This window comes from Enterobacter cloacae complex sp. SHL018 (assembly GCF_049237905.1).
GTDB classification, from domain to species: domain Bacteria; phylum Pseudomonadota; class Gammaproteobacteria; order Enterobacterales; family Enterobacteriaceae; genus Enterobacter; species Enterobacter hormaechei_C.
Window position 1 is genome coordinate 309,238 of the sequence record NZ_JBMKJE010000004.1, and the last position, 23,204, is coordinate 332,441.

Consider the following 23,204-nt stretch of genomic DNA (forward strand, 5'->3'; position numbering starts at 1 on the left):
ATTGTGCGGGATCACGACAATGAAAAAAGTGGCATTAATGGGCTTAAGCGGCCTGATGTTTGTTTCAGCAGCGGCAAACGCAATTTCCTTCAACGGCTCGGCGGGACAAGATTATACCCATCTGGGCTTTGGTCTTGGCACGGATAGCGCAGGCCTGGCAATGACCGGCGGCTGGACGCACAACGACGACGATGGGGATGCGGCAAGCCTAGGCCTCGGCTTCAACGTGCCGTTGGGTCCCTTCCTGGCGACCGTCGGCGGTAAAGGCATTTACACCAACCCGAACGACGGCGACGAAGGCTACGCGGCGGCAGTGGGTGGCGGCTTGCAGTGGAAAATTGGCGACAGCTTTGGCCTGTTCGGTGAGTACTACTACTCCCCGGATTCCCTCTCCAGCGGTATCGACAGCTATCAGGAAGCTAATGCCGGCGCGCGCTGGACCATCATGCGTCCGATCACCATCGAAGCGGGCTATCGCTATCTGAACCTGGCCGGTAAAGACGGCAACCGCGACAACGCCCTGGCAGACGGCCCGTACATTGGCGTGAGCGCCGGTTTCTAATCCTCTCGGCGCGGCGTTCAGTCGCGCCAGTTTCTCTCTTCCCCCGGTCTTCGATTGCGCTATAGTGTTTTGACCATTGAAATGGGAGAACACAATGATAAATGTGGAAATGTTATCCACTGGCGACGAAGTGCTGCATGGGCAAATCATTGATACCAATGCCGCCTGGCTCGCCGATCTCTTCTTTGAGCAAGGATTACCGTTAACGCGCCGCAACACCGTAGGTGACAATCTTGAGTCGCTGGTCAACGTTCTTCGCGAGCGCAGCGAACGCTGCGACGTGCTGATTGTGAACGGCGGGCTGGGACCCACCAGCGACGATCTCAGCGCGCTGGCCGCCGCCACGGCCAAAGGCGAAGGCCTGGTTCTGCACGAGGCGTGGCTGGCACAGATGGAGCGCTTTTTCTCCGGGCGTGGCCGCGTGATGGCCCCCAGCAACCGCAAGCAGGCTGAAATTCCCGCCAGCGCGGAACTGATTGATAACCCGGTCGGCACCGCCTGCGGGTTTGCCGTTCAGCTGAACCGCTGCCTGATGTTCTTCACCCCGGGCGTCCCGTCGGAATTTAAAGTGATGGTCGAGCAGCAGATCCTGCCGCGCCTGCGCGCGCGCTTTACGCTGCCTGAACCGCCGCTGTGCCTGCGTCTGACCACCTTTGGTTGCTCGGAAAGCGATCTGGCCCAGAGCCTCGATCACCTGCAACTGCCTCCTGGCGTGTCGATGGGCTATCGCTCCTCCATGCCGATTATTGAACTGAAGCTGACCGGACCGGCGTCAGAGAAAGCCGCCATGCTGGCGCTGTGGCCGGAAGTGCAGCGCGTCGCCGGGGAAAGCCTGATTTTCGAAGGAACGGAAGGGCTGCCGGCGCAGATCGCAGCGCATTTGCAGTCCCGCCAGTTGAGCGTGACGTTAAGCGAGCAGTTTACCGGTGGGCTTCTGGCGCTCCAGCTTACCCGGGCGGGTGCGCCGCTGCTGGCCAGTGAAGTGGTGCCGTTCCAGCAGGAGACGCTGGCGCAGACCGCGCGCTGGGCGTCCGAGCGCAGAGTGAAGCATTTCGCCGGGCTGGCGCTGTTTGTGGGCGGGCTGGATGAGGAGCATCTCAACTTTGCCCTTGCAACGCCGGAAGGGACGCACGCCCTGCGGGTCAGGATGAGCATTACCCGCCACAGCCTGGCCGTGCGTCAGGAGGTGTGCGCGATGATGGCGCTGAACATGCTGCGCCGCTGGCTGAACGGGAAAGAGGTCGCCAGCGAGCACGGCTGGATCAACGTCGTCGAATCGCTGTTCGTGGAGTGAGAGTGTGCCGGGGCCGTGTCCCCGGCAACGGTTACGCCAGCGCTTTTGCCAGCAAGGTAATGGGATGTTCACAGCGTTTGCTGGTGGACATCTCGATCTGCCACTTGCAGGTTTCGCAGTCCGTCACCACGATATCTGCGCCGCTCTCTTCAATCTGCCGGAACAGCGGCGCGCCAATGGCCTGTGACGTTGGGTAGTTTTCACGCTTGAAGCCGTACGTGCCTGCGATGCCGCAGCAGCGTGAGTCCAGCACCGTCAGCTCCAGCCCGGGGATCAGACGCAGCAGCTCAAGCGTATAGATCGACCAGCCCATCTTCTCCATATGACATGGCGTGTGATACACCACCTTCAGCGGCAATTTGCCCAGCGGTAACGTCTGCCCGCTGTCCAGTTTGCGCCAGAGAAAACGGGTCGCCAGCTCAATGTGCTCGCGCAGGCCGGTGTTATCCACCTCCAGCAGATGCGGATATTCATCGCGCAGCGTGAAGGTACAGGTTGACGACGTCGCCAGTACCGGTATCCCTTTGTCGACGATCGCCTCACGTAAAGAGGTGACGTTGCTGCTCGCCTGCTTGCGCGCTTTGTCGATGAAGCCGTTGGCAATCAGCGGAACGCCGCAGCACTTTTCTTTGCTCAGCAGCTGAACGCCCGTTCCCATGGCGTTCAGGACTTTCAGCAGGTCTTTCCCCAGCTGCGGATGGTTGTAGTTCACGTAGCAGCCGTGGAAGAAGGCGACCTGCTCAGAGAACTGCGCCTGTTCTGCCGCCACGGATTTAAACCAGCGGCGGAAGGTGCCGTGAGAATATTTCGGCAGACTGCGGTGATGGTCGATTTTGAGCGTCGCATCCAGCAGCCTGCGCACCGGCTTCAGGGCGGTGGCGGCATTGACGACCGGCGCGAAAGGCGTCGAGAGGCTACCCATCAGATCGGTGTGGCTCAGTATCGCGTCACGCAGCGTCGGTTTTTGCGTACTGTAGCGGGCGCGGGCGCGCTGGATGATATCGCCTATTTTCACGTCCGACGGGCAGGCAACTTCGCAGCGTTTGCAGTTGATGCAGTATTTCAGCGCCTCGTCGTAGAGCGCGCCATCCTTCAGGCGCAGACGCTCCCCGTCGGGACCGGCCTGTTTCGGGCCGGGATAGCGCGGATCGACGCCGCTGACCGGGCAAACCGTGGTGCAGACCGTGCATTTGATACAGCTTTCAAATCGGGTGTCGTTCATTGTGCTCCCTCCCTGCGCTGGATAATCTGCTCCGCGACATGCAGCGCAGTGACGGCGCAGACGCCGCCACCGCAGCCCTGCGCCACGGGATCGTACCCGCCCAGAACCGAGCCGATGGCGTAAAGATTTTCAACCGGTTCCCCGCCCAGCCGCGGGCGCAGTTGGCTGTCGACGATCACGCCGAACTGCTGCCAGGGCTGCGGGGTGAAGAAATCGCTTTGATACCAGTCCGCGCGGGAAGCGCTTTGCCGGACGTCCAGACCGAGGATCGCCTCACGCACGCCATCCCGGCTGCTCAGCAGACCGTTACTGAAGAAACTGCCGCTTGCCAGCACCGTAAAGCGTGCGCGAAGCGGGATGTCGCCGTGGTTGCGGGTCCAGATTTCGCTTACCGCGCCCTCAGCCAGGATGATTTTTTTCACCTCGTCGCCTGCCATCCAGACGCCACCCTGGGCAACAAACTGACGCTGAAGCTGGGTGTGCAGACGAATGCCGGGCACGGAAGGGGGGAGCGTCGGCAGTAAACCGAGCGTACAGGGCAGGCGCGCCGAGAGCCAGCGCCAGAGCCGGTTGTCCGTTAAGCCAAAACAGGCGGGCATAAACAGGGCGTCGCAGGTCTCGCCGAGCGGTTGAAGCGCCGCGTACAGCTGCGGCCAGTAACTTTCATTATCCAGCAGGCGGGCAATGTTCACCGCACGAAACTCGCTGGGGTTTTCGCGCAACACGTCGAGTTCGGGGAGATCAATCTCCGCCGTATCCACCTGAACACCCTGCTGTCTGAGAGACGCGGCGGCCAGATGCGGCTGGAAATCGAGGAAGCCGCTGATCCCCACCACCCGCACGCGCTCGGCAGCGATGGGGGCGACAGGCACCTCTTCCGGGCTAAGCCAGGCGGCGCGCAGGGTGCCGAGCGGCGTGACGCGCTGATGATTTTGCTCGGCGTCACCCTGCATGCGTGCGCCGCAGGTGGTGAGCAGGTGTTCGGTTTCGCTGGCAAAGCGGGCCATATTCTCTGCGCCCGTCAGGCGGTAGGGATGTTCAGGCGGCAGATCGGCGAACGATAGCGCGCCCAGTAAATCCAGCGAGCCGGAAGAGAAGTGCAGGGCACTCTGACCGCGAGTGACAATGGCGCAGCGCAGACCCCGCTGCGTCAGTTTGAGGCCGCACAGCAGGCCCGCCAGTCCCCCACCCACAATCACGGTATCAAATTTCATGGTTGTGCTCCTTCTCCAGACCGCAAAGCCCCTGATAGACCCAGCGGGTAAACTCGCTTTCGCGCAGGGCATCGCCCCAGGCGACGGGCTGAATGCCTTTCCAGCGCTCGTTTAAAAAATCGCTGAGCTGGGCAAGCGACTGGGTTGACGTGGTGGCGTGAAAACGTTGCAGCAGCCCGGCGGCACGGCAGGCGCACAGCTCCCCCTGACAGGTGCCCATCCCGACGCGCGTGCGGCGGCGTAAATCGAGCAGGTTGTTCACCGTCAGATTTTCCACGGCATACTGCACCTCGCCTGCGGTCACGGCTTCGCATTCGCACACCAGGCTGCGGCTGAGTCGCCCTTCACCGAGCCAGGTTGGGGTGCGGTCGCCGTGGCGGTAAATCGCTGAACCGCGAAGCGGGGCAGGAAGTGAAATGATTTTGTGCAGCGTTTTTTCTGTCGATTGCTGCGAGCCGGGCAGAGCCTGTTCCGCCGTCACGCACGGTGCGGTGTTGCCGAGCTTACGGCAGACGGCATCGGTGGCCCACTGGGCCATCAGCCGGTAGGTCATCAGCTTGCCGCCGGTAATGGTGATAAACCCGTCCATGCCGTCGCGTTCGGCGTGATCGAGCAGCACGATGCCGCGGCTGACGTTACGCCCGCTCGGATCGTTATCGCTGGCGACAAGGGGACGCACGCCCGCGTAGGCACGCAGAATACGCGTCTGCGCCATCACCGGGGCCAGCTTTTCCCCTTCGCGCAGCAGGATATCCACCTCTTCAGCGGTGACGCGGTTGTAATCAATTTCGCTGTAGTCCACATGCATTGAGGTCGTGCCGATTAACGAAATGGTGTCCCCCGGCACGAGGATATCGGCGTCAGACGGTTTACGGCAGCGGTTGATGACATGGTTATTGATGCGGTGGTCGAGGATCAGCAGCGAGCCTTTCGCCGGGAACATGCGCACCGACAGGTCCGCGTATTCCGCGATGCGCTGGCCCCAGATCCCCGCCGCGTTGACCACGACGGCGGCATACAGCTCGCGGTGTTCGTTGTACTGCGCATCAAACACGCGCACTCCGCGCACGGTATTACCTTCACGAATAAGCCCGGTGACGTGATGCCCGGTCAGGATCTGGGCGCCATGTTCCCGCGCGTCGAGCATATTGGCGGCGGTCAGGCGGAAAGGATCAACGGTTCCGTCCGGTACTTTTACCGCGCCCAGTAACGCCGGGTTTACCGAGGGTTCAAGACGGCGCGCCTGCGCAGGATCGATCGCCTCGGCCTGAATGCCTGCCGCCGTGCAGGCGGTGATAAAGGTTTGCTGAAAGCCGAGGTCATCTTCTGGAAGGGTGATAAAAAGACCGTTGGTCGGTTCAACGCAGTGGCGGGCGATGCGCCTGAGGATCTGGTTTTCAGCGATACACTCGCGTGCTGACTCAGCGTCAGTGACCGCATAGCGGGCGCCGCTGTGCAACAGACCGTGGTTACGTCCCGTCGCGCCGGTGGCGATATCGTGGCGTTCCAGAAGCGTGACGCTCAATCCCCGCAGGGCGCAGTCGCGTGCGATGCCGGCACCCGTCGCGCCACCGCCAATGATAATCACATCGCTGAAGCGCGGATCGTGAATTGTCATTGCCTTTCCTCTATGTTCGTTTTTTAGCATTTAGCCACATTGATCGTGTGGTTTGTTTGATTTCGAACATAAACGCGCGAAATTCGAAAGTGAAACGTGATTTCATGCGCTTTTTTGCGCATTCTGTCATATTTCTGTAACAATCTGTGCGTTGATTCACAGTAACATTCACCGTGATTTCTTAACATCGCCGCCTCTGTAGCCGGGCGCGAGATGCCCGGTCATTTTTTGAAAGGCCACGGAGGCTGTTATGCTCAGTATCTTTAAACCTGCGCCACATCGGGCGCGACTGCCAGAGGCAGAGATTGATCCTCTCTACCGCCGTCTGCGTTGGCAAATCTTCCTCGGGATCTTCTTCGGGTATGCGGCGTACTATCTGGTACGTAAAAACTTTGCGCTCGCCATGCCGTACCTGGTGGAGCAGGGCTTCTCACGCGGCGATCTGGGATTTGCGCTGTCGGGGATCTCCATCGCGTACGGTTTTTCGAAGTTCATTATGGGGTCGGTGTCGGATCGTTCGAATCCGCGCGTGTTCCTGCCCGCCGGTCTGATCCTCGCGGCAGCGGTGATGCTGTTCATGGGCTTTGTGCCGTGGGCTACCTCCAGCATTGCCATCATGTTCGTGCTGCTGTTCCTCTGCGGCTGGTTCCAGGGGATGGGATGGCCGCCATGCGGACGCACCATGGTTCACTGGTGGTCACAGAAAGAGCGTGGCGGCATTGTATCGGTCTGGAACTGCGCGCATAACGTCGGGGGCGGGCTTCCGCCGCTGCTGTTCCTGCTGGGGATGGCCTGGTTCAACGACTGGCATGCCGCGCTCTATATGCCAGCCTTTGGCGCCATTCTGGTGGCGATTATCGCCTTCGCTCTGATGCGCGACACCCCACAGTCCTGCGGCCTGCCGCCGATTGAAGAGTACAAAAACGACTACCCGGATGATTACAGCGAGAAGCACGAAGAAGAGCTGACGGCAAAGCAGATCTTCATGAAGTACGTGCTGCCGAACAAGCTGCTGTGGTACATCGCGGTGGCGAACGTATTTGTCTACCTGCTGCGCTACGGCATCCTCGACTGGTCGCCAACCTACCTGAAAGAGGTGAAGCACTTCGCGCTGGATAAATCCTCCTGGGCCTATTTCCTGTATGAATACGCTGGCATTCCCGGCACGCTGATCTGCGGCTGGATGTCGGACAAAGTGTTTAAGGGCAACCGTGGGGCGACGGGCGTGTTCTTTATGACGCTGGTCACCATCGCGACGGTCGTTTACTGGCTAAACCCGCCGGGTAATCCGGGTGTGGATATGGCCTGTATGATCGTCATCGGCTTCCTGATTTATGGTCCGGTTATGCTGATTGGTCTGCATGCCCTGGAGCTGGCGCCGAAGAAAGCGGCAGGCACGGCGGCAGGCTTTACCGGTCTGTTTGGCTACCTCGGCGGTTCAGTGGCGGCAAGTGCCATCGTCGGTTACACCGTCGACTTCTTCGGCTGGGACGGCGGCTTTATGGTGATGATTGGCGGCAGCGTGCTGGCTGTTCTGCTGCTGGTTGTTGTGATGATTGGTGAAAAACGTCACCACGCCGAAGTGCTGGCGCGTCGTCAATAAGGAGCATTGCGATGAAATTAACTCAGTTAGCGACAGGTCTGCTGCTGGCGGGCCTGATGACAAGCTCCGCGCTGGCGGCGGATAAGATCGTGATCGCCCACCGTGGCGCCAGCGGTTATCTGCCGGAGCATACGCTGCCGGCAAAAGCGATGGCCTATGCCCAGGGCGCGGATTATCTGGAGCAGGATCTGGTGATGACGAAGGACGACCAGCTGGTCGTTCTGCATGACCACTATCTTGACCGCGTGACGGACGTGGCGGAACGTTTCCCGGATCGCGCCCGTAAAGATGGTCGCTACTACGCCATCGACTTCACGCTGGCGGAGATCCGCTCGCTGAAGTTTACCGAGGGCTTCGAGATTGAAAACGGTAAGAAGGTACAGGTCTATCCGGGACGTTTCCCGATGGGCAAGTCTGACTTCCGTATTCACACCTTCGAAGAGGAGATCGAGTTTGTTCAGGGGCTGAACCACTCGACAGGAAAAAATATCGGTATCTACCCGGAAATCAAAGCGCCGTGGTTCCACCATCAGGAAGGGAAGGACATTGCCGCGAAGACGCTGGAGGTACTGAAAATGTACGGCTACACCAGAAAGCAGGATAAGGTTTTCCTGCAATGTTTCGACGCCGCGGAACTGAAGCGCATCAAAACCGAGCTGGAGCCGAAAATGGGGATGGATCTCAATCTGGTGCAGCTGATTGCGTATACCGACTGGAATGAAACCCAGGAAAAACAGCCGGACGGGAAGTGGGTGAACTACAGCTACGACTGGATGTTTAAGCCGGGCGCGATGAAGCAGATTGCGCAGTACGCCGACGGCATCGGGCCGGATTACCACATGCTGGTGGTGGAAGGCTCAACGCCGGGTCACGTGAAGCTGACGGCGATGGTGAAAGAGGCGCATGCGAGCAAGATGCAGGTGCATCCGTATACCGTACGCGCAGACCAGCTGCCGGAGTATGCGACGGACGTGAATCAGCTTTACGACGTGCTGTATAACCAGGCGGATGTGGACGGGTTGTTTACGGATTTCCCGGATAAAGCGGTGAGCTTTTTGAAGGATAAACGCTGAAATTGCCGGGTGGCGGCTGCGCCTTACCCGGCCTACGAACTGCGGTTTTGTAGGTCGGGTCAGCGAAGCGCCACCCGACATAATTACATCTCGATCTCAATATCGCCTTTTGCCCGGCAGCAGCAGGGCAAAATCTCCCCTTCACTGATAAAGGCCAGCGGTTCGGTCAGCCAGTCTACCTGGCCTGCGACCAGACGGCAGCGGCAGGAGCCGCAGTAGCCTTCACGACACTGGTACTCTACTTCTACCTGATGCGCTTCAAGCGCCACCAGCAGAGAAGGGTGCTCTTCCTGGCACAACACCTCTGTACCAGAAAGGCTCAGCGTTACGCGGCTCATCAGAGCTGGAAATCGCTCAGGTCGTCGGTGTTGACTTCAGAATCAATCTGACCGACCAGATAAGAACTCACTTCCACTTCCTGCGGCGCAACCTGCACGTTATCGGACACCAGCCAGGTGTTGATCCACGGAATCGGGTTAGAGCGCGTCTGGAATGGCAGATCGAGACCCACAGCCTGCATGCGGATGTTAGTGATGTACTCCACGTACTGGCACAGAATGTCTTTGTTCAGGCCAATCATGGAGCCGTCGCGGAACAGGTAGTCTGCCCACTCTTTCTCCTGCTGGGCGGCCAGCACGAACAGATCGTAGCATTCCTGCTTGCACTCTTCGGCAATCGCAGCCATTTCCGGGTCGTCCGCGCCGCTGCGCAGCAGGTTCAGCATGTGCTGAGTCCCGGTCAGATGCAGGGCTTCGTCACGGGCGATCAGGCGGATGATTTTGGCGTTGCCTTCCATCAGCTTGCGCTCGGCAAAGGCGAAGGAGCAGGCGAAGCTCACGTAGAAGCGGATCGCTTCCAGCGCGTTAACGCTCATCAGGCACAGGTACAGCTGCTTTTTCAGGGCCCGCAGGTTTACGGTAATGGTTTTGCCGTTCACGTTATGCGTGCCTTCGCCCAGCAGATGCCAGTAGCTGGTCATCTCGATCAGCTCGTCGTAGTAGTGCGCAATGCCTTCCGCGCGCTTCTGGATCTGCTCGTTGGTGACGATATCGTCAAACACCACCGCCGGATCGTTCACGATGTTGCGGATGATGTGGGTGTAAGAGCGGGAGTGGATCGTCTCGGAGAACGCCCAGGTCTCTACCCAGGTTTCCAGCTCAGGAATCGAGATCAGCGGCAGCAGCGCCACGTTCGGACTACGGCCCTGGATGGAGTCCAGTAGCGTCTGGTACTTCAGGTTGCTGAGGAAGATGTGCTTTTCGTGTTCCGGCAGCGCCTGGAAATCGATACGGTCGCGGGAAACGTCAACTTCTTCCGGACGCCAGAAGAAGGAGAGTTGCTTTTCAATCAGCTTTTCGAAGATGTCATATTTTTGCTGATCGTAGCGTGCCACGTTGACCGGCTGGCCGAAGAACATCGGCTCTTTGAGCTGGTCGTTTTTCGTCTGTGAAAAGGTGGTATATGCCATTGCGGTGAGTCCTGTTGAGATTTTATTGCCCGGCGGCACTGCGTTTGCCGGGCCTACAAAACCGTAGGCCGGGTAAGCGTAGCGCCACCCGGCGAAGTGCTTAGATCTTACATGCGCCGCTTTCGCAGCCATCGTCCTGAATTGACGGCACCAGGTCGTCCTGGGCGTCTTCCGCACCATCACGGGTGTTGTGATAGTACAGCGTTTTCACGCCAAATTTGTAGGCAGTGAGCAGGTCTTTCAGCAGTTGCTGCATCGGAACCTTGCCAGACGGGAAGCGCGTTGGGTCGTAGTTGGTATTGGCAGAGATCGACTGGTCGATAAACTTCTGCATGATACCCACCAGTTGCAGATAGCCGTCGTTGTTTGGCATTTCCCACAGCAGCTCGTAGTTGTCACCCAGCGTTTCGTAATCCGGCACCACCTGACGCAGCACGCCGTCTTTCGACGCTTTGATGCTGACGTGGCCGCGCGGTGGCTCAATACCGTTGGTGGCGTTGGAGATCTGGGAAGAGGTCTCGGACGGCATCAGGGCAGAGAGCGTGGAGTTACGCAGGCCGTGCGTTTTAATGGACTCGCGCAGGCCTTCCCAGTCGAGGTGCAGCGGCTCGCTGACGATCGCATCCAGGTCTTTTTTGTAGGTGTCGATCGGCAGAATGCCTTTTGCGTAGGTGGTTTCGTTGAACCACGGGCACGCGCCTTGCTCTTTCGCCAGCTCGTTAGAGGCTTTCATCAGGTAGTACTGGATCGCTTCGAACGTCTGGTGCGTCAGATTGTTGGCGCTGCCGTCGGAGTAACGCTTGCCGTTTTTCGCCAGCCAGTAGGCGAAGTTGATCACGCCGATACCTAAAGTGCGACGGCCCATTGCGCCGCGTTTTGCCGCCGGGATTGGGTAATCCTGGTAATCCAGCAGGGCGTCGAGCGCACGAACCGCCAGCACCGCCAGCTCTTCCAGCTCGTCCAGGCTCTTAATCGCACCCAGGTTGAACGCGGACAGCGTACAGAGCGCGATTTCACCGTTTTCGTCGTTCACGTCTTCCAGCGGTTTGGTCGGCAGGGCGATCTCCAGGCACAGGTTGGACTGGCGCACTGGTGCAACCACCGGATCGAACGGGCTGTGGGTGTTGCAGTGGTCAACGTTCTGGATGTAGATACGGCCGGTAGAAGCACGTTCCTGCATCATCAGGGAGAACAGATCGACCGCTTTCACGCGCTGCTTGCGGATGCTGTCGTCTTTTTCATATTTGGTGTACAGACGCTCGAATTCGTCCTGATCGGCGAAGAACGCGTCGTACAGACCCGGGACGTCGGACGGGCTGAACAGGGTGATGTCTTCCCCTTTCAGCAGACGGGTGTACATCAGCTTGTTGATCTGCACGCCGTAGTCCATGTGGCGCACGCGGTTGCCTTCCACGCCGCGGTTGTTCTTCAGAACCAGCAGGCTTTCCACTTCCAGGTGCCACATTGGGTAGAACAGGGTCGCTGCACCACCACGCACGCCGCCCTGAGAGCAGGATTTTACTGCCGTCTGGAAGTGTTTGTAGAACGGAATACAGCCGGTGTGGAACGCTTCACCGCCGCGGATCGGGCTGCCCAGCGCACGGATACGACCGGCGTTGATGCCGATACCGGCACGCTGGGAGACGTATTTCACGATGGCGCTGGAGGTCGCGTTGATGGAATCCAGGCTGTCACCACACTCGATCAGTACGCAGGAGCTGAACTGACGGGTAGGGGTACGCACGCCAGACATGATTGGCGTAGGCAGAGAAATCTTGAACGTAGAGACCGCATCGTAGAAACGCTTCACGTAGTCCAGACGGGTTTCACGCGGGTAATTAGAGAACAGGCAGGCGGCCACCAGAATATAGAGGAACTGGGCGCTCTCGTAGATTTCGCCCGTCACACGGTTCTGAACCAGGTATTTGCCTTCGAGCTGCTTCACCGCCGCGTAGGAGAAGTTCATGTCGCGCCAGTGATCGATAAACCCGTTCATCTGCTCGAACTCTTCTTCCGTATAGTCTTCCAGCAGATGCGTGTCGTATTTGCCCAGCTCGACCATTTTCACTACGTGATCGTAAAGCTTCGGCGGCTCGAACTGGCCGTAGGCTTTTTTACGCAGGTGGAAAATCGCCAGACGCGCAGCGAGGTACTGATAATCCGGTGCGTCGCGGGAGATCAGATCTGCCGCGGCTTTGATAATGGTTTCGTGGATATCAGACGTTTTGATGCCGTCGTAGAACTGAATGTGAGAACGCAGTTCAACCTGGGAGATAGATACGTTGTTCAGTCCTTCTGCTGCCCAGTCGAGAACTCGATGGATTTTGTCCAGATTGATACGCTCGGTGGTACCGTCGCGCTTTGTCACCAGCAGACTCTGATTCATGTGGGTATTTACCTGTCCGTGAAATAAAAAAATATCCCCCGCTTATCCACAGAACCGTCTTGTGACTAACTCTGTGGATAAATACTACATATAGGGGTTTTGCGATAAGAAGAACGCTATATGGTGAGTATTCTAGTATCGAATCTTTTCAGCACAAGGGTTGATTTTGACGTTAAATTGAGGTTGTGAAAGGGTAAAAAAGGCTAAGTCCTCGTGCCGTAAGGCCTGGAAGAGATGTCAATAATTAAGAAAAAAAATTCAAAATTTGATCGAGTGCTGATTTCTTCAACGGGAGGTCAGAATTGCGCAACATGATGTCGCGCAATCATTATAAGAATAACGGATGACGTTAGTCGTTTTTGGCGGTTGTGTGCAACATATAGTTAACATCCACACCTGGGGCAAGTTTGAATTTATCCGTCAGCGGATTGTAGTGCAGGCCCGTCATGTGCTGCTCCTTAAGCCATGTCTGGTCAACCCAGCCCAGCAGTTCGGCAGGCTTGATGAACTTCTTCACGTCGTGCGTCCCTTTCGGCACCATGCGCAGCACGTATTCCGCGCCTACCACGGCCATCAGCCAGGCTTTGCCGTTGCGGTTGATGGTCGAGAAGAAGACCTGTCCACCCGGTTTCACCAGTTTTGCACAGGCGCTGACCACCGACTGCGGATCGGGAACGTGCTCCAGCATCTCCATGCAGGTCACCACGTCATACTGGTGCGCATGTTTTGCCGCGTGCTCTTCCACGGTTTCCTGGACATATTCTACCTGTACGCCGGACTCCAGCGCATGAAGACGCGCAACCTGTAGAGGTTCGAAGCCCATGTCCAGACCGGTGACGGTGGCCCCTTCACGCGCCATACTTTCCGCCAGGATGCCGCCGCCGCAGCCGACGTCGAGCACTTTCTTACCGAACAGACCGCCGGAACGCTCCGCGATATAGCCCAGACGCAGCGGGTTAATACGATGCAGAGGTTTGAACTCACCTTCGAGATCCCACCAGCGGGACGCCACCGCTTCAAATTTGGCAATCTCTTCGTGGTCAACGTTGTGAGCCACCGGGGATTTTTCGGCATTCATGGGCGCTTTTACTCCTTATTTAGCAAGACAAATGAGTATATCAGGCAATCCCTGTGAATAAAGCGTATAGGTTTACCTGTATCACCGCGGCTGTGTTATAATTTGCGACCTTTGAATCCGGGATACAGTAGAGGGATAGCGGTTAGATGAGCGACCTTGCGAGAGAAATTACACCGGTTAACATCGAGGAAGAGCTGAAAAGCTCCTATCTGGACTATGCGATGTCGGTCATTGTTGGCCGTGCGCTGCCGGACGTCCGCGATGGCCTGAAGCCGGTACACCGTCGCGTACTATACGCCATGAACGTATTGGGCAATGACTGGAATAAAGCCTACAAAAAATCTGCCCGTGTCGTTGGTGACGTAATCGGTAAATACCATCCTCATGGTGATTCCGCGGTGTACGACACCATTGTCCGTATGGCGCAGCCCTTCTCGCTGCGTTACATGCTGGTAGATGGTCAGGGTAACTTTGGTTCTATCGACGGCGACTCCGCCGCGGCAATGCGTTATACGGAAATCCGTCTGGCGAAGATTGCCCATGAGCTGATGGCTGACCTGGAAAAAGAGACGGTTGATTTCGTTGATAACTACGACGGCACGGAAAAAATTCCTGACGTTATGCCAACGAAGATCCCAAACCTGCTGGTGAACGGTTCGTCCGGTATCGCCGTCGGTATGGCAACCAACATTCCACCGCACAATATCACGGAAGTGATCAACGGCTGCCTGGCCTACATTGACGATGAAGACATCAGCATTGAAGGGCTGATGGAACACATCCCGGGCCCGGACTTCCCGACGGCGGCAATCATCAATGGCCGTCGCGGTATTGAAGAAGCGTACCGCACCGGTCGCGGCAAGATTTACATCCGTGCCCGCGCCGAAGTGGAAGCGGACGCTAAAACCGGCCGTGAAACCATTATTGTTCACGAGATCCCGTATCAGGTGAACAAAGCGCGACTGATTGAAAAAATCGCCGAGCTGGTAAAAGAAAAACGCGTTGAAGGCATCAGCGCGCTGCGTGACGAGTCTGATAAAGACGGTATGCGCATCGTGATTGAAATCAAGCGCGACGCGGTGGGTGAAGTTGTGCTGAACAACCTTTACTCCCAGACTCAGCTTCAGGTCTCCTTCGGTATCAACATGGTTGCGCTGCATCATGGCCAGCCGAAGATCATGAACCTGAAAGAGATCCTGAGCGCGTTCGTGCGTCACCGCCGTGAAGTGGTGACCCGTCGTACCATCTTCGAACTGCGCAAAGCGCGCGACCGTGCCCATATCCTTGAAGCACTGGCCGTTGCGCTGGCGAACATCGACCCGATCATCGAGCTGATCCGCCGTGCGCCGACGCCGGCAGAAGCGAAGGCGTCGCTGGTTGCGCGTCCATGGGATCTGGGCAACGTGGCGGCAATGCTGGAACGTGCCGGTGATGACGCTGCGCGTCCTGAGTGGCTGGAACCGGAATTCGGCGTGCGTGACGGTCAGTACTACCTGACTGAACAGCAGGCCCAGGCGATTCTGGATCTGCGTTTGCAGAAACTGACCGGCCTTGAGCATGAAAAACTGCTCGACGAGTACAAAGAGCTGCTGGAGCAGATTGCCGAGCTGCTGCATATCCTGGGTAGCGCAGAGCGCCTGATGGAAGTGATCCGTGAAGAGCTGGAGCTGGTTCGCGATCAGTTCGGCGACGAGCGTCGCACCGAAATCACAGCCAATAGCTCTGATATCAACATTGAAGATCTGATCAACCGCGAAGACGTGGTAGTGACGCTGTCTCACCAGGGCTACGTGAAGTATCAGCCGTTGACCGACTACGAAGCACAGCGTCGTGGCGGTAAAGGCAAATCTGCGGCACGTATTAAAGAAGAAGACTTCATTGACCGTCTGCTGGTGGCCAACACCCACGACACGATCCTCTGCTTCTCCAGCCGGGGCCGTCTGTACTGGATGAAAGTCTATCAGCTGCCGGAAGCGAGCCGTGGCGCGCGGGGTCGTCCTATCGTCAACCTGCTGCCGCTGGAAGCGAACGAACGTATCACCGCTATTCTGCCGGTACGCGAGTACGAAGAGGGCGTGAACGTCTTTATGGCGACCGCGAGCGGTACCGTGAAGAAAACCGCGCTGACCGAGTTCAGCCGTCCACGTTCTGCCGGGATCATCGCGGTGAACCTGAACGAAGGCGATGAGCTGATCGGCGTGGATCTGACCTCCGGTTCTGATGAAGTCATGCTGTTCTCTGCCGCCGGTAAAGTGGTGCGCTTTAAAGAGAACGCCGTGCGCGCAATGGGTCGTACGGCGACCGGCGTGCGTGGTATCAAGCTGGCGGGTGAAGACAGCGTGGTTTCCCTGATCGTTCCTCGTGGCGAAGGCGCAATCCTGACCGTCACCCAGAACGGCTACGGTAAACGTACGGCGGAAAGCGAATACCCGACCAAGTCTCGCGGCACGCAGGGCGTTATCTCCATCAAAGTGACCGAGCGCAACGGTTCCGTTGTTGGCGCGGTGCAGGTGGACGACGCGGACCAGATCATGATGATCACCGATGCCGGTACGCTGGTGCGTACCCGCGTGTCTGAGATCAGCGTGGTGGGTCGTAACACCCAGGGCGTAATCCTCATCCGCACTGCGGAAGATGAAAACGTCGTCGGTCTGCAACGCGTTGCTGAGCCGGTGGATGACGAAGAGCTCGACTCTATCGACGGCAGCGTTGCGGAAGGGGATGATGAAATCGCCCCGGAAGCGGACACCGATGATGAAGTAGCGGATGACGCTGACGAGTAACGTCTCCTGACGCATTAAGGGCCGGTTTCCGGCCCTTTTGTTTTGCGCAAGCAGACAAGTGAACGTTGCGACAAGCCGCGTTTACCGCTACCTTAACCACATTCTTTTTGACCCCGACGGCGGAGCCTCGCCCCTTTGAAATACCTCGTCTCCTTTCGTACCACGTTAAAAGTCTCTCGCTATCTGTTTCGGGCGCTTGCGCTACTGCTATGGTTGCTGGTGGCACTGCTCTCGGTGTTTTACATCGTTAACGCGTTACACCAGAAAGAAGCGGAGATCCGCCAGGAGTTTAACTTAAGCTCGGATCAGGCCCAGCGCTATATCCAGCGCACCTCTGACGTGATGAAAGAGCTTAAGTATATTGCTGAGAATCGACTCACGGCGGAGAACGGCATTCTTGCCATCCGCGGTCGGGATGAAAAAACCGAAGTACCTGATTTCGAACCTCTCTTCCCGGACTCCGATTGTTCCGCCATGGGCAAAGCCTGGCGTGGTTCACTGGAGTCCCTGTCATGGTTTATGCGCTACTGGCGCGATAACTTCTCGGCCGCCTACGACCTGAACCGCGTCTACCTGATTGGCAACGAAAATCTCTGCATGGCGGATTTCGGCCTGCGGGATATGCCCGTCGAACGCGAAGACGCGCTGAAAAGCCTGCATGAGCGTATAGTGAAATACCGCAATGCGCCTCAGGAAGAGCGCGGGAACAACATCTTCTGGATAAGCCAGGGGCCGCGCATGGGCGTCGGCTATTTCTATGCCCTGACTCCGGTTTACCTCGGAAACCGCCTGCAAGCGCTGCTGGGGATTGAACAAACCATCCGCATGGAAAACTTCTTCACGCCGGGCAGTCTGCCGATGGGCGTGACCATTCTGGATGAAAACGGCCATCCGCTCATCTCCCTTACCGGGCCTGAAAACCGCCTGAAGGTTGAACCCAGCTGGATGCAGGAGCGGTCATGGTTTGGCTATACCTCCGGGTTCCGCGAGCTGGTGCTGAAGAAAAGTTTACCGCCATCGTCGCTGAGCATTGTCTACTCGCTGCCGGTGGACAAGGTCCTGGAGCGCATTCGCATCCTGATACTTAACGCCATTTTGCTGAACATCGCGGTAGGCGTCGCGCTGTTTATGCTGGCGAGAATGTATGAGCGGCGGATCTTTATTCCGGCGGAAGCGGATGCTCAGCGTCTGGAAGAGCATGAGCAGTTTAACCGTAAAATTGTCGCCTCGGCGCCGGTAGGGATCTGCATCCTGCGTACTCAGGACGGGACAAATATCCTCAGTAACGAGCTTGCCCATAACTACCTGAACATGCTCACGCATGAAGACCGCCAGCGGTTAACGCAGATCATCTGCGGTCAGCAGGTTAACTTTGTGGATGTGCTGACCAGCACCCACACCAACCTGCAAATCAGCTTCGTCCATTCTCGCTACCGCAATGAAAACGTGGCCATTTGCGTGCTGGTGGACGTCTCTGCGCGCGTGAAAATGGAAGAGTCATTGCAGGATATGGCGCAGGCGGCGGAGCAGGCCAGTCAGTCGAAATCGATGTTCCTCGCGACCGTCAGCCATGAGCTGCGAACGCCGCTGTACGGCATTATCGGTAACCTCGATCTGCTCCAGACCAAAGAGCTGCCGAAAGGCGTCGACCGGCTGGTGACGGCCATGAACAACTCGTCCAGCCTGCTGCTGAAAATCATCAGCGATATTCTCGATTTCTCTAAAATTGAATCCGAGCAGTTGAAAATAGAGCCGCGCGAGTTCTCCCCGCGCGAAGTGATGAACCATATCTGCGCTAACTACCTGCCGCTGGTGGTGCGTAAACAGCTTGGGCTGTACTGCTTTATCGAGCCGGATGTGCCGCTGACGCTGCATGGCGATCCGATGCGTCTGCAACAGGTCATCTCAAACCTGCTGAGCAACGCCATCAAATTCACCGATATCGGCTGTATTGTGCTGCACGTCTGTCGGGCAGGGGAGTACCTGACCATTCGCGTGCGCGACACGGGTGTTGGCATTCCGGCGAAAGAGGTCGTTCGCCTGTTCGATCCGTTCTTCCAGGTGGGAACCGGCGTCCAGCGTAATTTCCAGGGGACCGGGCTAGGTCTGGCGATTTGCGAGAAGCTTATCAGTATGATGGATGGAGATATCTCCGTCGATACAGAGCCAGGCATGGGCAGCCAGTTCACCATTCGTATTCCGCTCTATTCGGCGCACTATCCGGCGAAAACCACCGTCGACGGGCTGAGCGATAAGCACTGCTGGCTGGCGGTGCACAACGCCTCCTTACATGATTTCCTGACCTCGATGCTGACCAGCAGCGGCGTGCGGGTTTCACGCTACGAAGGCCAGACGCCGGACGCGGATGACATGCTGATCACCGACGTTGAGCCGGAGCAGGCGTGGGCGGGGCGGGGCGTAGTGATGTTCTGCCGCCGTCATATCGGTATTCCGCTTGAGCGTTCGCCTGGGGTATGGGTGCACAGCGTGGCGACACCGCACGAGCTGCTGGGCTTGCTGGCGCGTATTTACAGCGTGCAGCTTGAGGACAGCGACGGCGCCACCGTGCTGGCTTCCCCTGATGAGCTGGCGTCGGTGAACGACGATATGATGATTCTGGTCGTCGACGATCATCCGATTAACCGTCGTCTGCTCGCAGATCAGCTTGGCTCTCTGGGCTATCAGTGTAAAACGGCCAATGATGGCGTGGATGCCCTGAATGTCTTAAGTAAGAACCATATTGATATTGTGCTCAGCGATGTGAACATGCCTAACATGGACGGCTACCGTCTGACGCAGCGTATCCGACAGCTGGGGCTGACGCTGCCGGTGGTAGGGGTGACAGCCAACGCGCTGGCGGAGGAGAAGCAGCGCTGTCTGGAGTCGGGAATGGACAGCTGCCTGTCGAAGCCGGTCACGCTGGATGTACTGAAGCAGACGCTATCCGTGTATGCGGAGCGGGTACGAAAAGCGAGACAATAAAAAAGGCCCGAAAGGGCCTTTTTTATTTCTCCGGCGGCTGTAGGCCGGGTAAGCGCGAGCGCCACCCGGCGTAGACAGCGAAGATCAATCTTTGTCCGTTGCGCTCAGCGTCACGGAAGAGAGATAGTTCAGCAGGGCGATATCGTTATCCACACCCAGCTTCATCATTGCGGATTTTTTCTGGCTACTGATGGTTTTAATACTGCGGTTCAGCTTTTTGGCGATTTCAGTGACCAGGAAACCTTCAGCGAACAGACGCAGAACTTCACTCTCTTTAGGCGAGAGACGCTTGTCGCCATAGCCACCCGCGCTGATTTTTTCAAGCAGGCGTGAGACGCTCTCAGGAGTGAATTTCTTCCCTTTCTGTAGCGCCGCCAGCGCTTTTGGCAGATCGGTAGGTGCGCCTTGTTTCAGCACAATCCCTTCAATATCGAGATCCAGAACGGCGCTCAGGATCGCCGGGTTATTGTTCATGGTCAGAACAATGATCGAAATGTCCGGGAAGTGGCGTTTAATGTATTTGATGAGCGTGATCCCATCACCGTACTTATCTCCAGGCATGGAGAGATCGGTAATGAGCACGTGCGCATCAAGTTTAGGCAGATTGTTAATGAGGGCTGTGGAATCTTCAAATTCACCGACTACATTCACCCACTCGATCTGTTCAAGTGATTTGCGAATACCGAACAGTACAATCGGATGGTCATCGGCAATAATTACGTTCATATTGTTCATGTATAAGGCTACCTTGCTACAGCAAGCTCTTGACGTAAGCGTCAATGTCGCTGATGTATTTTTCAATGCCAGAGGCATCTTTCTCACGAATTAGATGTTCCAGCGTTTCACATAACTGCTTGCCGGGAACCAGATTAAGCATGGCAAACACCCCTTTAAGCCGGTGTGCTGTCTGTGCCAGCGCTGCAAAATCCTGCGCAGCGGACTCAGTATACAACCGCTTAACATCATCTGGTACTGTATCAACGAAGAGCGAATAATATCCGCTGGCATGGAGTTCGGCATTTTCATCGCCGCCTAACGGTGACTCCAGGATCTCTTCCTGCGCCAGATTCTCTTCAATCAGTTGTAATACAGCTTCCTGCATTGCATTGCTCATATTAAAGTTGACGCGCAGCTGCCCAGGGCCGATTTTCCGCACGCCTGGCTCATCATCGCTTAAAAGCAAGCCTGAGGCAGTAAGATTAGACGGATTATCAGTTAAAAATAGATCAAATTCTTGACTCGCGAGCCTTTCGTCCGGGGTAATGCAGGACGCCCCCCAGTTTTCCAGCTGACGAACGACGATATTACGGATCTCACTGGAGGTCACATCCACCATCACCACCACATCGTCCAGCAGACGCTCTTCATCCTCTTCCTGGGGATTCGCCGCCATTTTCACGTGTAAAGAGTAGCGGGTGCCGAGGGATTCGCGCGCCTTGATGTTCAGATGACCGCCCAGCTTACGCGCCAGCTGATCGCAGAGCCAGAAGGTGAGGGCATTCGCCTTGCCGTAGTGGTCGCGCTGGGTATCGTTCAGGAACGGGAAGTGCAGGTTATCAATTTCGCTCACTGTGACGCCTTCGCCCGTATCCAGAATGCGGAACGTCAGACGATCGTCGGTGGACTCATCGGTGCTGACTTCAAGGGTGATCTTGCCGATCTGCGTCGTGGTGACGGCATACTGTATCAACATCATCAGGATGCGACGCAGGGCATCGCGATCGCCGTGACGTTCGTCGTTGGCCGGTAAATGGTTGTTGATCAGCAGCTGGAGTCCCTTGCGCTTGATCACCGGCAGGACTTCCGGCACCACCTCATCAATCAGGTCCTGGATGGAAAAGAGCGTAGGGGTGCCCTTCCAGATGTCATTCTCCAGCATGTTCGCAAGCTGGATTTCGTCCACCAGACGAACCAGGGAGTCGGCCTGGCTGCTGAGCTGTCGGCTTTCCGGCGTGCTCAGATCAGCAATCTGCGTGGCGAGTGACTTTAACGGTTGTTTAAAGGCATCGCCAATATTTTGCATAAACGCCGCGCGGCCATGTTGGTTTTTCTCGTACAGCCTTTGCGCCTGCTTGAGCTTTTTATTCACCAGCACTTCGCGATCCTGATCGCGAATGATGAAGATTTGCGTGCGCGAGGCGACCTGACTGCGGAACTGGCGGATCTCATACAGTTCATTATTAACGGTGGCCTGAATAACGCCCTGGTGCTGGTCCGCCATGGCCGTAATATTTTGCAGGTTAAGATGCGGCAGAAGGTGATCGGCAATTTTATTGCTCATTACCGTGCGGTTAGCCTCCTGGTCGTGAACGAGCACCCCAAGCGGTAGCACAGAAATAATCTCTTCATTCAGGGCACGAAGAATGCGCAACTCGTTGCTGGTCCCGGCTGATACCGACGTCGAGTCGCTCTGGCGGCCCGACTGGAAACGGAAGGTGCTGTAGCCAAACAGCGCCAGCGCCAGCAGGCCAATATTCAGCAACAGCGGCAGCAGAATGTTTTGCAGAGTATCAAGCATCAGGGTGCCAAAAGGCACCTGCCACACCAGACGCATACCGGTTGAGTTGAGCGATGAGGCAATCTCAATCTTTGAGCCATTAAAGGAGATCGCTACGCTGTCCGCGCCTTCTTTATCCGACGGCGTGCGCATATTTTGGGTGCTGTTGTCTGGCTCCAGACGGAAACTGTCCAGCGGCATATCCGGTGGGATGAGATCGTTAATCGGCAGGTCGAAGGCAACCACGGTCGCCAGATGGCCCGGCTGGTTAAAGGTGGTTCGCAGCGTAAAGTAGTGGCCATTCTGCCAGGCAAGACGGCGTAGTGACGAGAAACTTTCTCGCTCGTCCAGCGCGTTGGCCTGTTGCAGCATTTCTGCCCGACGGGAATCCACAATACTGCCCACGGTGGTCTCTTTAAAGCCGGAGGAGAGATCCTTAAGCGGCAGGGTTGAGATCAGGATCATGCTGTTGTCCTGACCGTTCAGGTAATACATTGACCACGGTACGGTCTCGGCGCCCCACAGGGTGTCCAGATACGAGGAGATCCGCTGCGTCATCTCAAGCGTTGCGCTGTCGTGCGAGCCGAAAATCAGGGCTTCCGTCTTGCGCTGCGGTTTTTCAAGGTAATACACATCCTGCTTAAGGCGCGTTTCCTGCAACCCTTCGCCTGACGAGGTGGCAGGCGCGGCAGCGATATTGTCGTAGATTTGCCAGGTCGCATAGCGCCACGTATCAATGCGCTTGTGCACCGCATGGGTGATATCGACGATTTGATAGCTTTTATCTTTAAGCCAGGTATTAACGGCGCTCTGAACCATCACCCCCATTGTGACTAACAGCACAACGATCAACAGAAGAAAGAAACGGGTGATGCTGCCCGGTAGAAGGGAGAATTTGCTCGGGGCGGTAGTTTCAGTCTGACTCATCGATGTGTTTAACCCGTAATGGCCGCGCGGTAATGGGATAGGGCAGTATAAAGGGTAATAACTGAATTTCCAGCGTCGTTAACGGTATGACCTTGACTTTTTATCCGGGTAACCGGCTTCAACGTCCCCGGATGAAAGGTGTACAAAACCCCGTGAAATGTATAAATACGCGATCGCACCGGCAGGAAAATAGCACGAATAAACAAGAAATTAATTTCAATAGCATAAAAAAGAATTCAGCGAAAGCCGAAAGCTGGATTTAGTTAATAGTCGTTATCATTTCTGAGGGGTAGCACATAAAATGTAGGCTGACGTAAAGAAAGGTAAAAAAAAACCGAATGCGAAGCATCCGGTTCAATTAGGGATAAACAGACATTCAGAACTGAATGACGGTAATAAATAAAGTTAATGATGATAGCGAGAGTTATTTTAGTGGTGTTGAAGGGAATTTTTTTGTCATTCAGTGCTGTACTGTTTTTTAAGCTAATCACTTGTAT

15 protein-coding genes are annotated in these 23,204 nt (G+C 56.6%); 6 read left to right on the forward strand and 9 right to left on the reverse strand.

Annotated elements, in window-relative coordinates; translation table 11 throughout:
* Positions 1–19: 19 nt before the first annotated feature.
* Together ACOTY5_RS17075 and ACOTY5_RS17080 are read left to right on the forward strand one after the other, a co-directional pair.
* Positions 20–562 carry a YfaZ family outer membrane protein gene (locus ACOTY5_RS17075; protein ID WP_017383419.1) on the forward strand — a complete coding sequence of 181 codons (543 nt, stop codon included), beginning with the start codon at positions 20–22 and terminating at the stop codon, positions 560–562.
* 94 nt (positions 563–656) lie between these two features.
* Complete coding sequence (locus ACOTY5_RS17080) at positions 657–1,856, forward strand: nicotinamide mononucleotide deamidase-related protein YfaY (RefSeq protein ID WP_045141707.1); 1,200 nt, start codon at positions 657–659, stop codon at positions 1,854–1,856.
* Between the two features lie 31 nt (positions 1,857–1,887).
* Here ACOTY5_RS17080 and glpC read toward each other — a convergent pair whose 3' ends face one another.
* Genes glpC through glpA form a run of 3 tightly spaced genes read right to left on the reverse strand, consistent with a single transcriptional unit; the run spans position 1,888 to position 5,910 of the window.
* Positions 1,888–3,078, reverse strand: a complete 1,191-nt coding sequence (glpC, locus tag ACOTY5_RS17085) for an anaerobic glycerol-3-phosphate dehydrogenase subunit GlpC (protein WP_045141706.1) — start codon at positions 3,076–3,078, stop codon at positions 1,888–1,890.
* Positions 3,075–4,292 carry a glycerol-3-phosphate dehydrogenase subunit GlpB gene (glpB, locus tag ACOTY5_RS17090; protein ID WP_045141705.1) on the reverse strand — a complete coding sequence of 406 codons (1,218 nt, stop codon included), beginning with the start codon at positions 4,290–4,292 and terminating at the stop codon, positions 3,075–3,077. The genes glpC and glpB overlap by 4 nt, the downstream gene beginning before the upstream one ends.
* Complete coding sequence (gene glpA, locus ACOTY5_RS17095; protein WP_015572285.1) at positions 4,282–5,910, reverse strand: anaerobic glycerol-3-phosphate dehydrogenase subunit A; 1,629 nt, start codon at positions 5,908–5,910, stop codon at positions 4,282–4,284. Before glpA ends, glpB begins: the two co-directional genes overlap by 11 nt.
* A 250-nt stretch (positions 5,911–6,160) precedes the next feature.
* Between glpA and glpT the strand changes: the two genes are divergently transcribed.
* The gene (gene glpT / locus ACOTY5_RS17100; protein WP_003859423.1) at positions 6,161–7,513 is read left to right on the forward strand and encodes a glycerol-3-phosphate transporter; all 1,353 of its coding nucleotides are present in this window, start codon (positions 6,161–6,163) and stop codon (positions 7,511–7,513) included.
* A gap of 11 nt (positions 7,514–7,524) precedes the next feature.
* Positions 7,525–8,586 (forward strand): glycerophosphodiester phosphodiesterase, encoded by a 1,062-nt coding sequence (gene glpQ / locus ACOTY5_RS17105; RefSeq protein WP_045141704.1) that lies wholly within the window; start codon positions 7,525–7,527, stop codon positions 8,584–8,586.
* Between the two features lie 83 nt (positions 8,587–8,669).
* Here glpQ and yfaE read toward each other — a convergent pair whose 3' ends face one another.
* From yfaE to ubiG, 4 genes are all read right to left on the reverse strand, one after another.
* Entirely contained in the window at positions 8,670–8,924 is a 255-nt protein-coding gene (gene yfaE / locus ACOTY5_RS17110) for a class I ribonucleotide reductase maintenance protein YfaE (RefSeq protein ID WP_003859419.1), read from the reverse strand.
* Positions 8,924–10,054, reverse strand: coding sequence for a class Ia ribonucleoside-diphosphate reductase subunit beta (gene nrdB / locus ACOTY5_RS17115; protein WP_026080618.1), 1,131 nt, complete (start codon positions 10,052–10,054; stop codon positions 8,924–8,926). Before nrdB ends, yfaE begins: the two co-directional genes overlap by 1 nt.
* 100 nt (positions 10,055–10,154) lie before the next feature.
* The gene (gene nrdA / locus ACOTY5_RS17120) at positions 10,155–12,440 is read right to left on the reverse strand and encodes a class 1a ribonucleoside-diphosphate reductase subunit alpha (RefSeq protein WP_023295072.1); all 2,286 of its coding nucleotides are present in this window, start codon (positions 12,438–12,440) and stop codon (positions 10,155–10,157) included.
* Positions 12,441–12,789: 349 nt separating this feature from the next.
* Positions 12,790–13,518 (reverse strand): bifunctional 2-polyprenyl-6-hydroxyphenol methylase/3-demethylubiquinol 3-O-methyltransferase UbiG, encoded by a 729-nt coding sequence (ubiG, locus tag ACOTY5_RS17125; protein WP_006811346.1) that lies wholly within the window; start codon positions 13,516–13,518, stop codon positions 12,790–12,792.
* Positions 13,519–13,664: 146 nt separating this feature from the next.
* On the opposite strand from ubiG, the gene gyrA reads away from it, so the two are divergent.
* Both gyrA and rcsC read left to right on the forward strand, forming a co-directional pair.
* Entirely contained in the window at positions 13,665–16,301 is a 2,637-nt protein-coding gene (gyrA, locus tag ACOTY5_RS17130; protein WP_017693022.1) for a DNA topoisomerase (ATP-hydrolyzing) subunit A, read from the forward strand.
* A 135-nt stretch (positions 16,302–16,436) separates the two neighbouring features.
* Complete coding sequence (rcsC, locus tag ACOTY5_RS17135) at positions 16,437–19,283, forward strand: two-component system sensor histidine kinase RcsC (RefSeq protein WP_017383412.1); 2,847 nt, start codon at positions 16,437–16,439, stop codon at positions 19,281–19,283.
* An 84-nt stretch (positions 19,284–19,367) separates the two neighbouring features.
* On the opposite strand, the gene rcsB is transcribed toward rcsC, so the two are convergent.
* Positions 19,368–20,018 (reverse strand): response regulator transcription factor RcsB, encoded by a 651-nt coding sequence (gene rcsB / locus ACOTY5_RS17140; protein ID WP_003859405.1) that lies wholly within the window; start codon positions 20,016–20,018, stop codon positions 19,368–19,370.
* A 16-nt stretch (positions 20,019–20,034) separates the two neighbouring features.
* On the reverse strand, positions 20,035–22,707 hold the full coding sequence (rcsD, locus tag ACOTY5_RS17145) for a phosphotransferase RcsD (protein ID WP_017383411.1): 2,673 nt from the start codon (positions 22,705–22,707) through the stop codon (positions 20,035–20,037).
* Between the last annotated feature and the right edge of the window lie 497 nt (positions 22,708–23,204).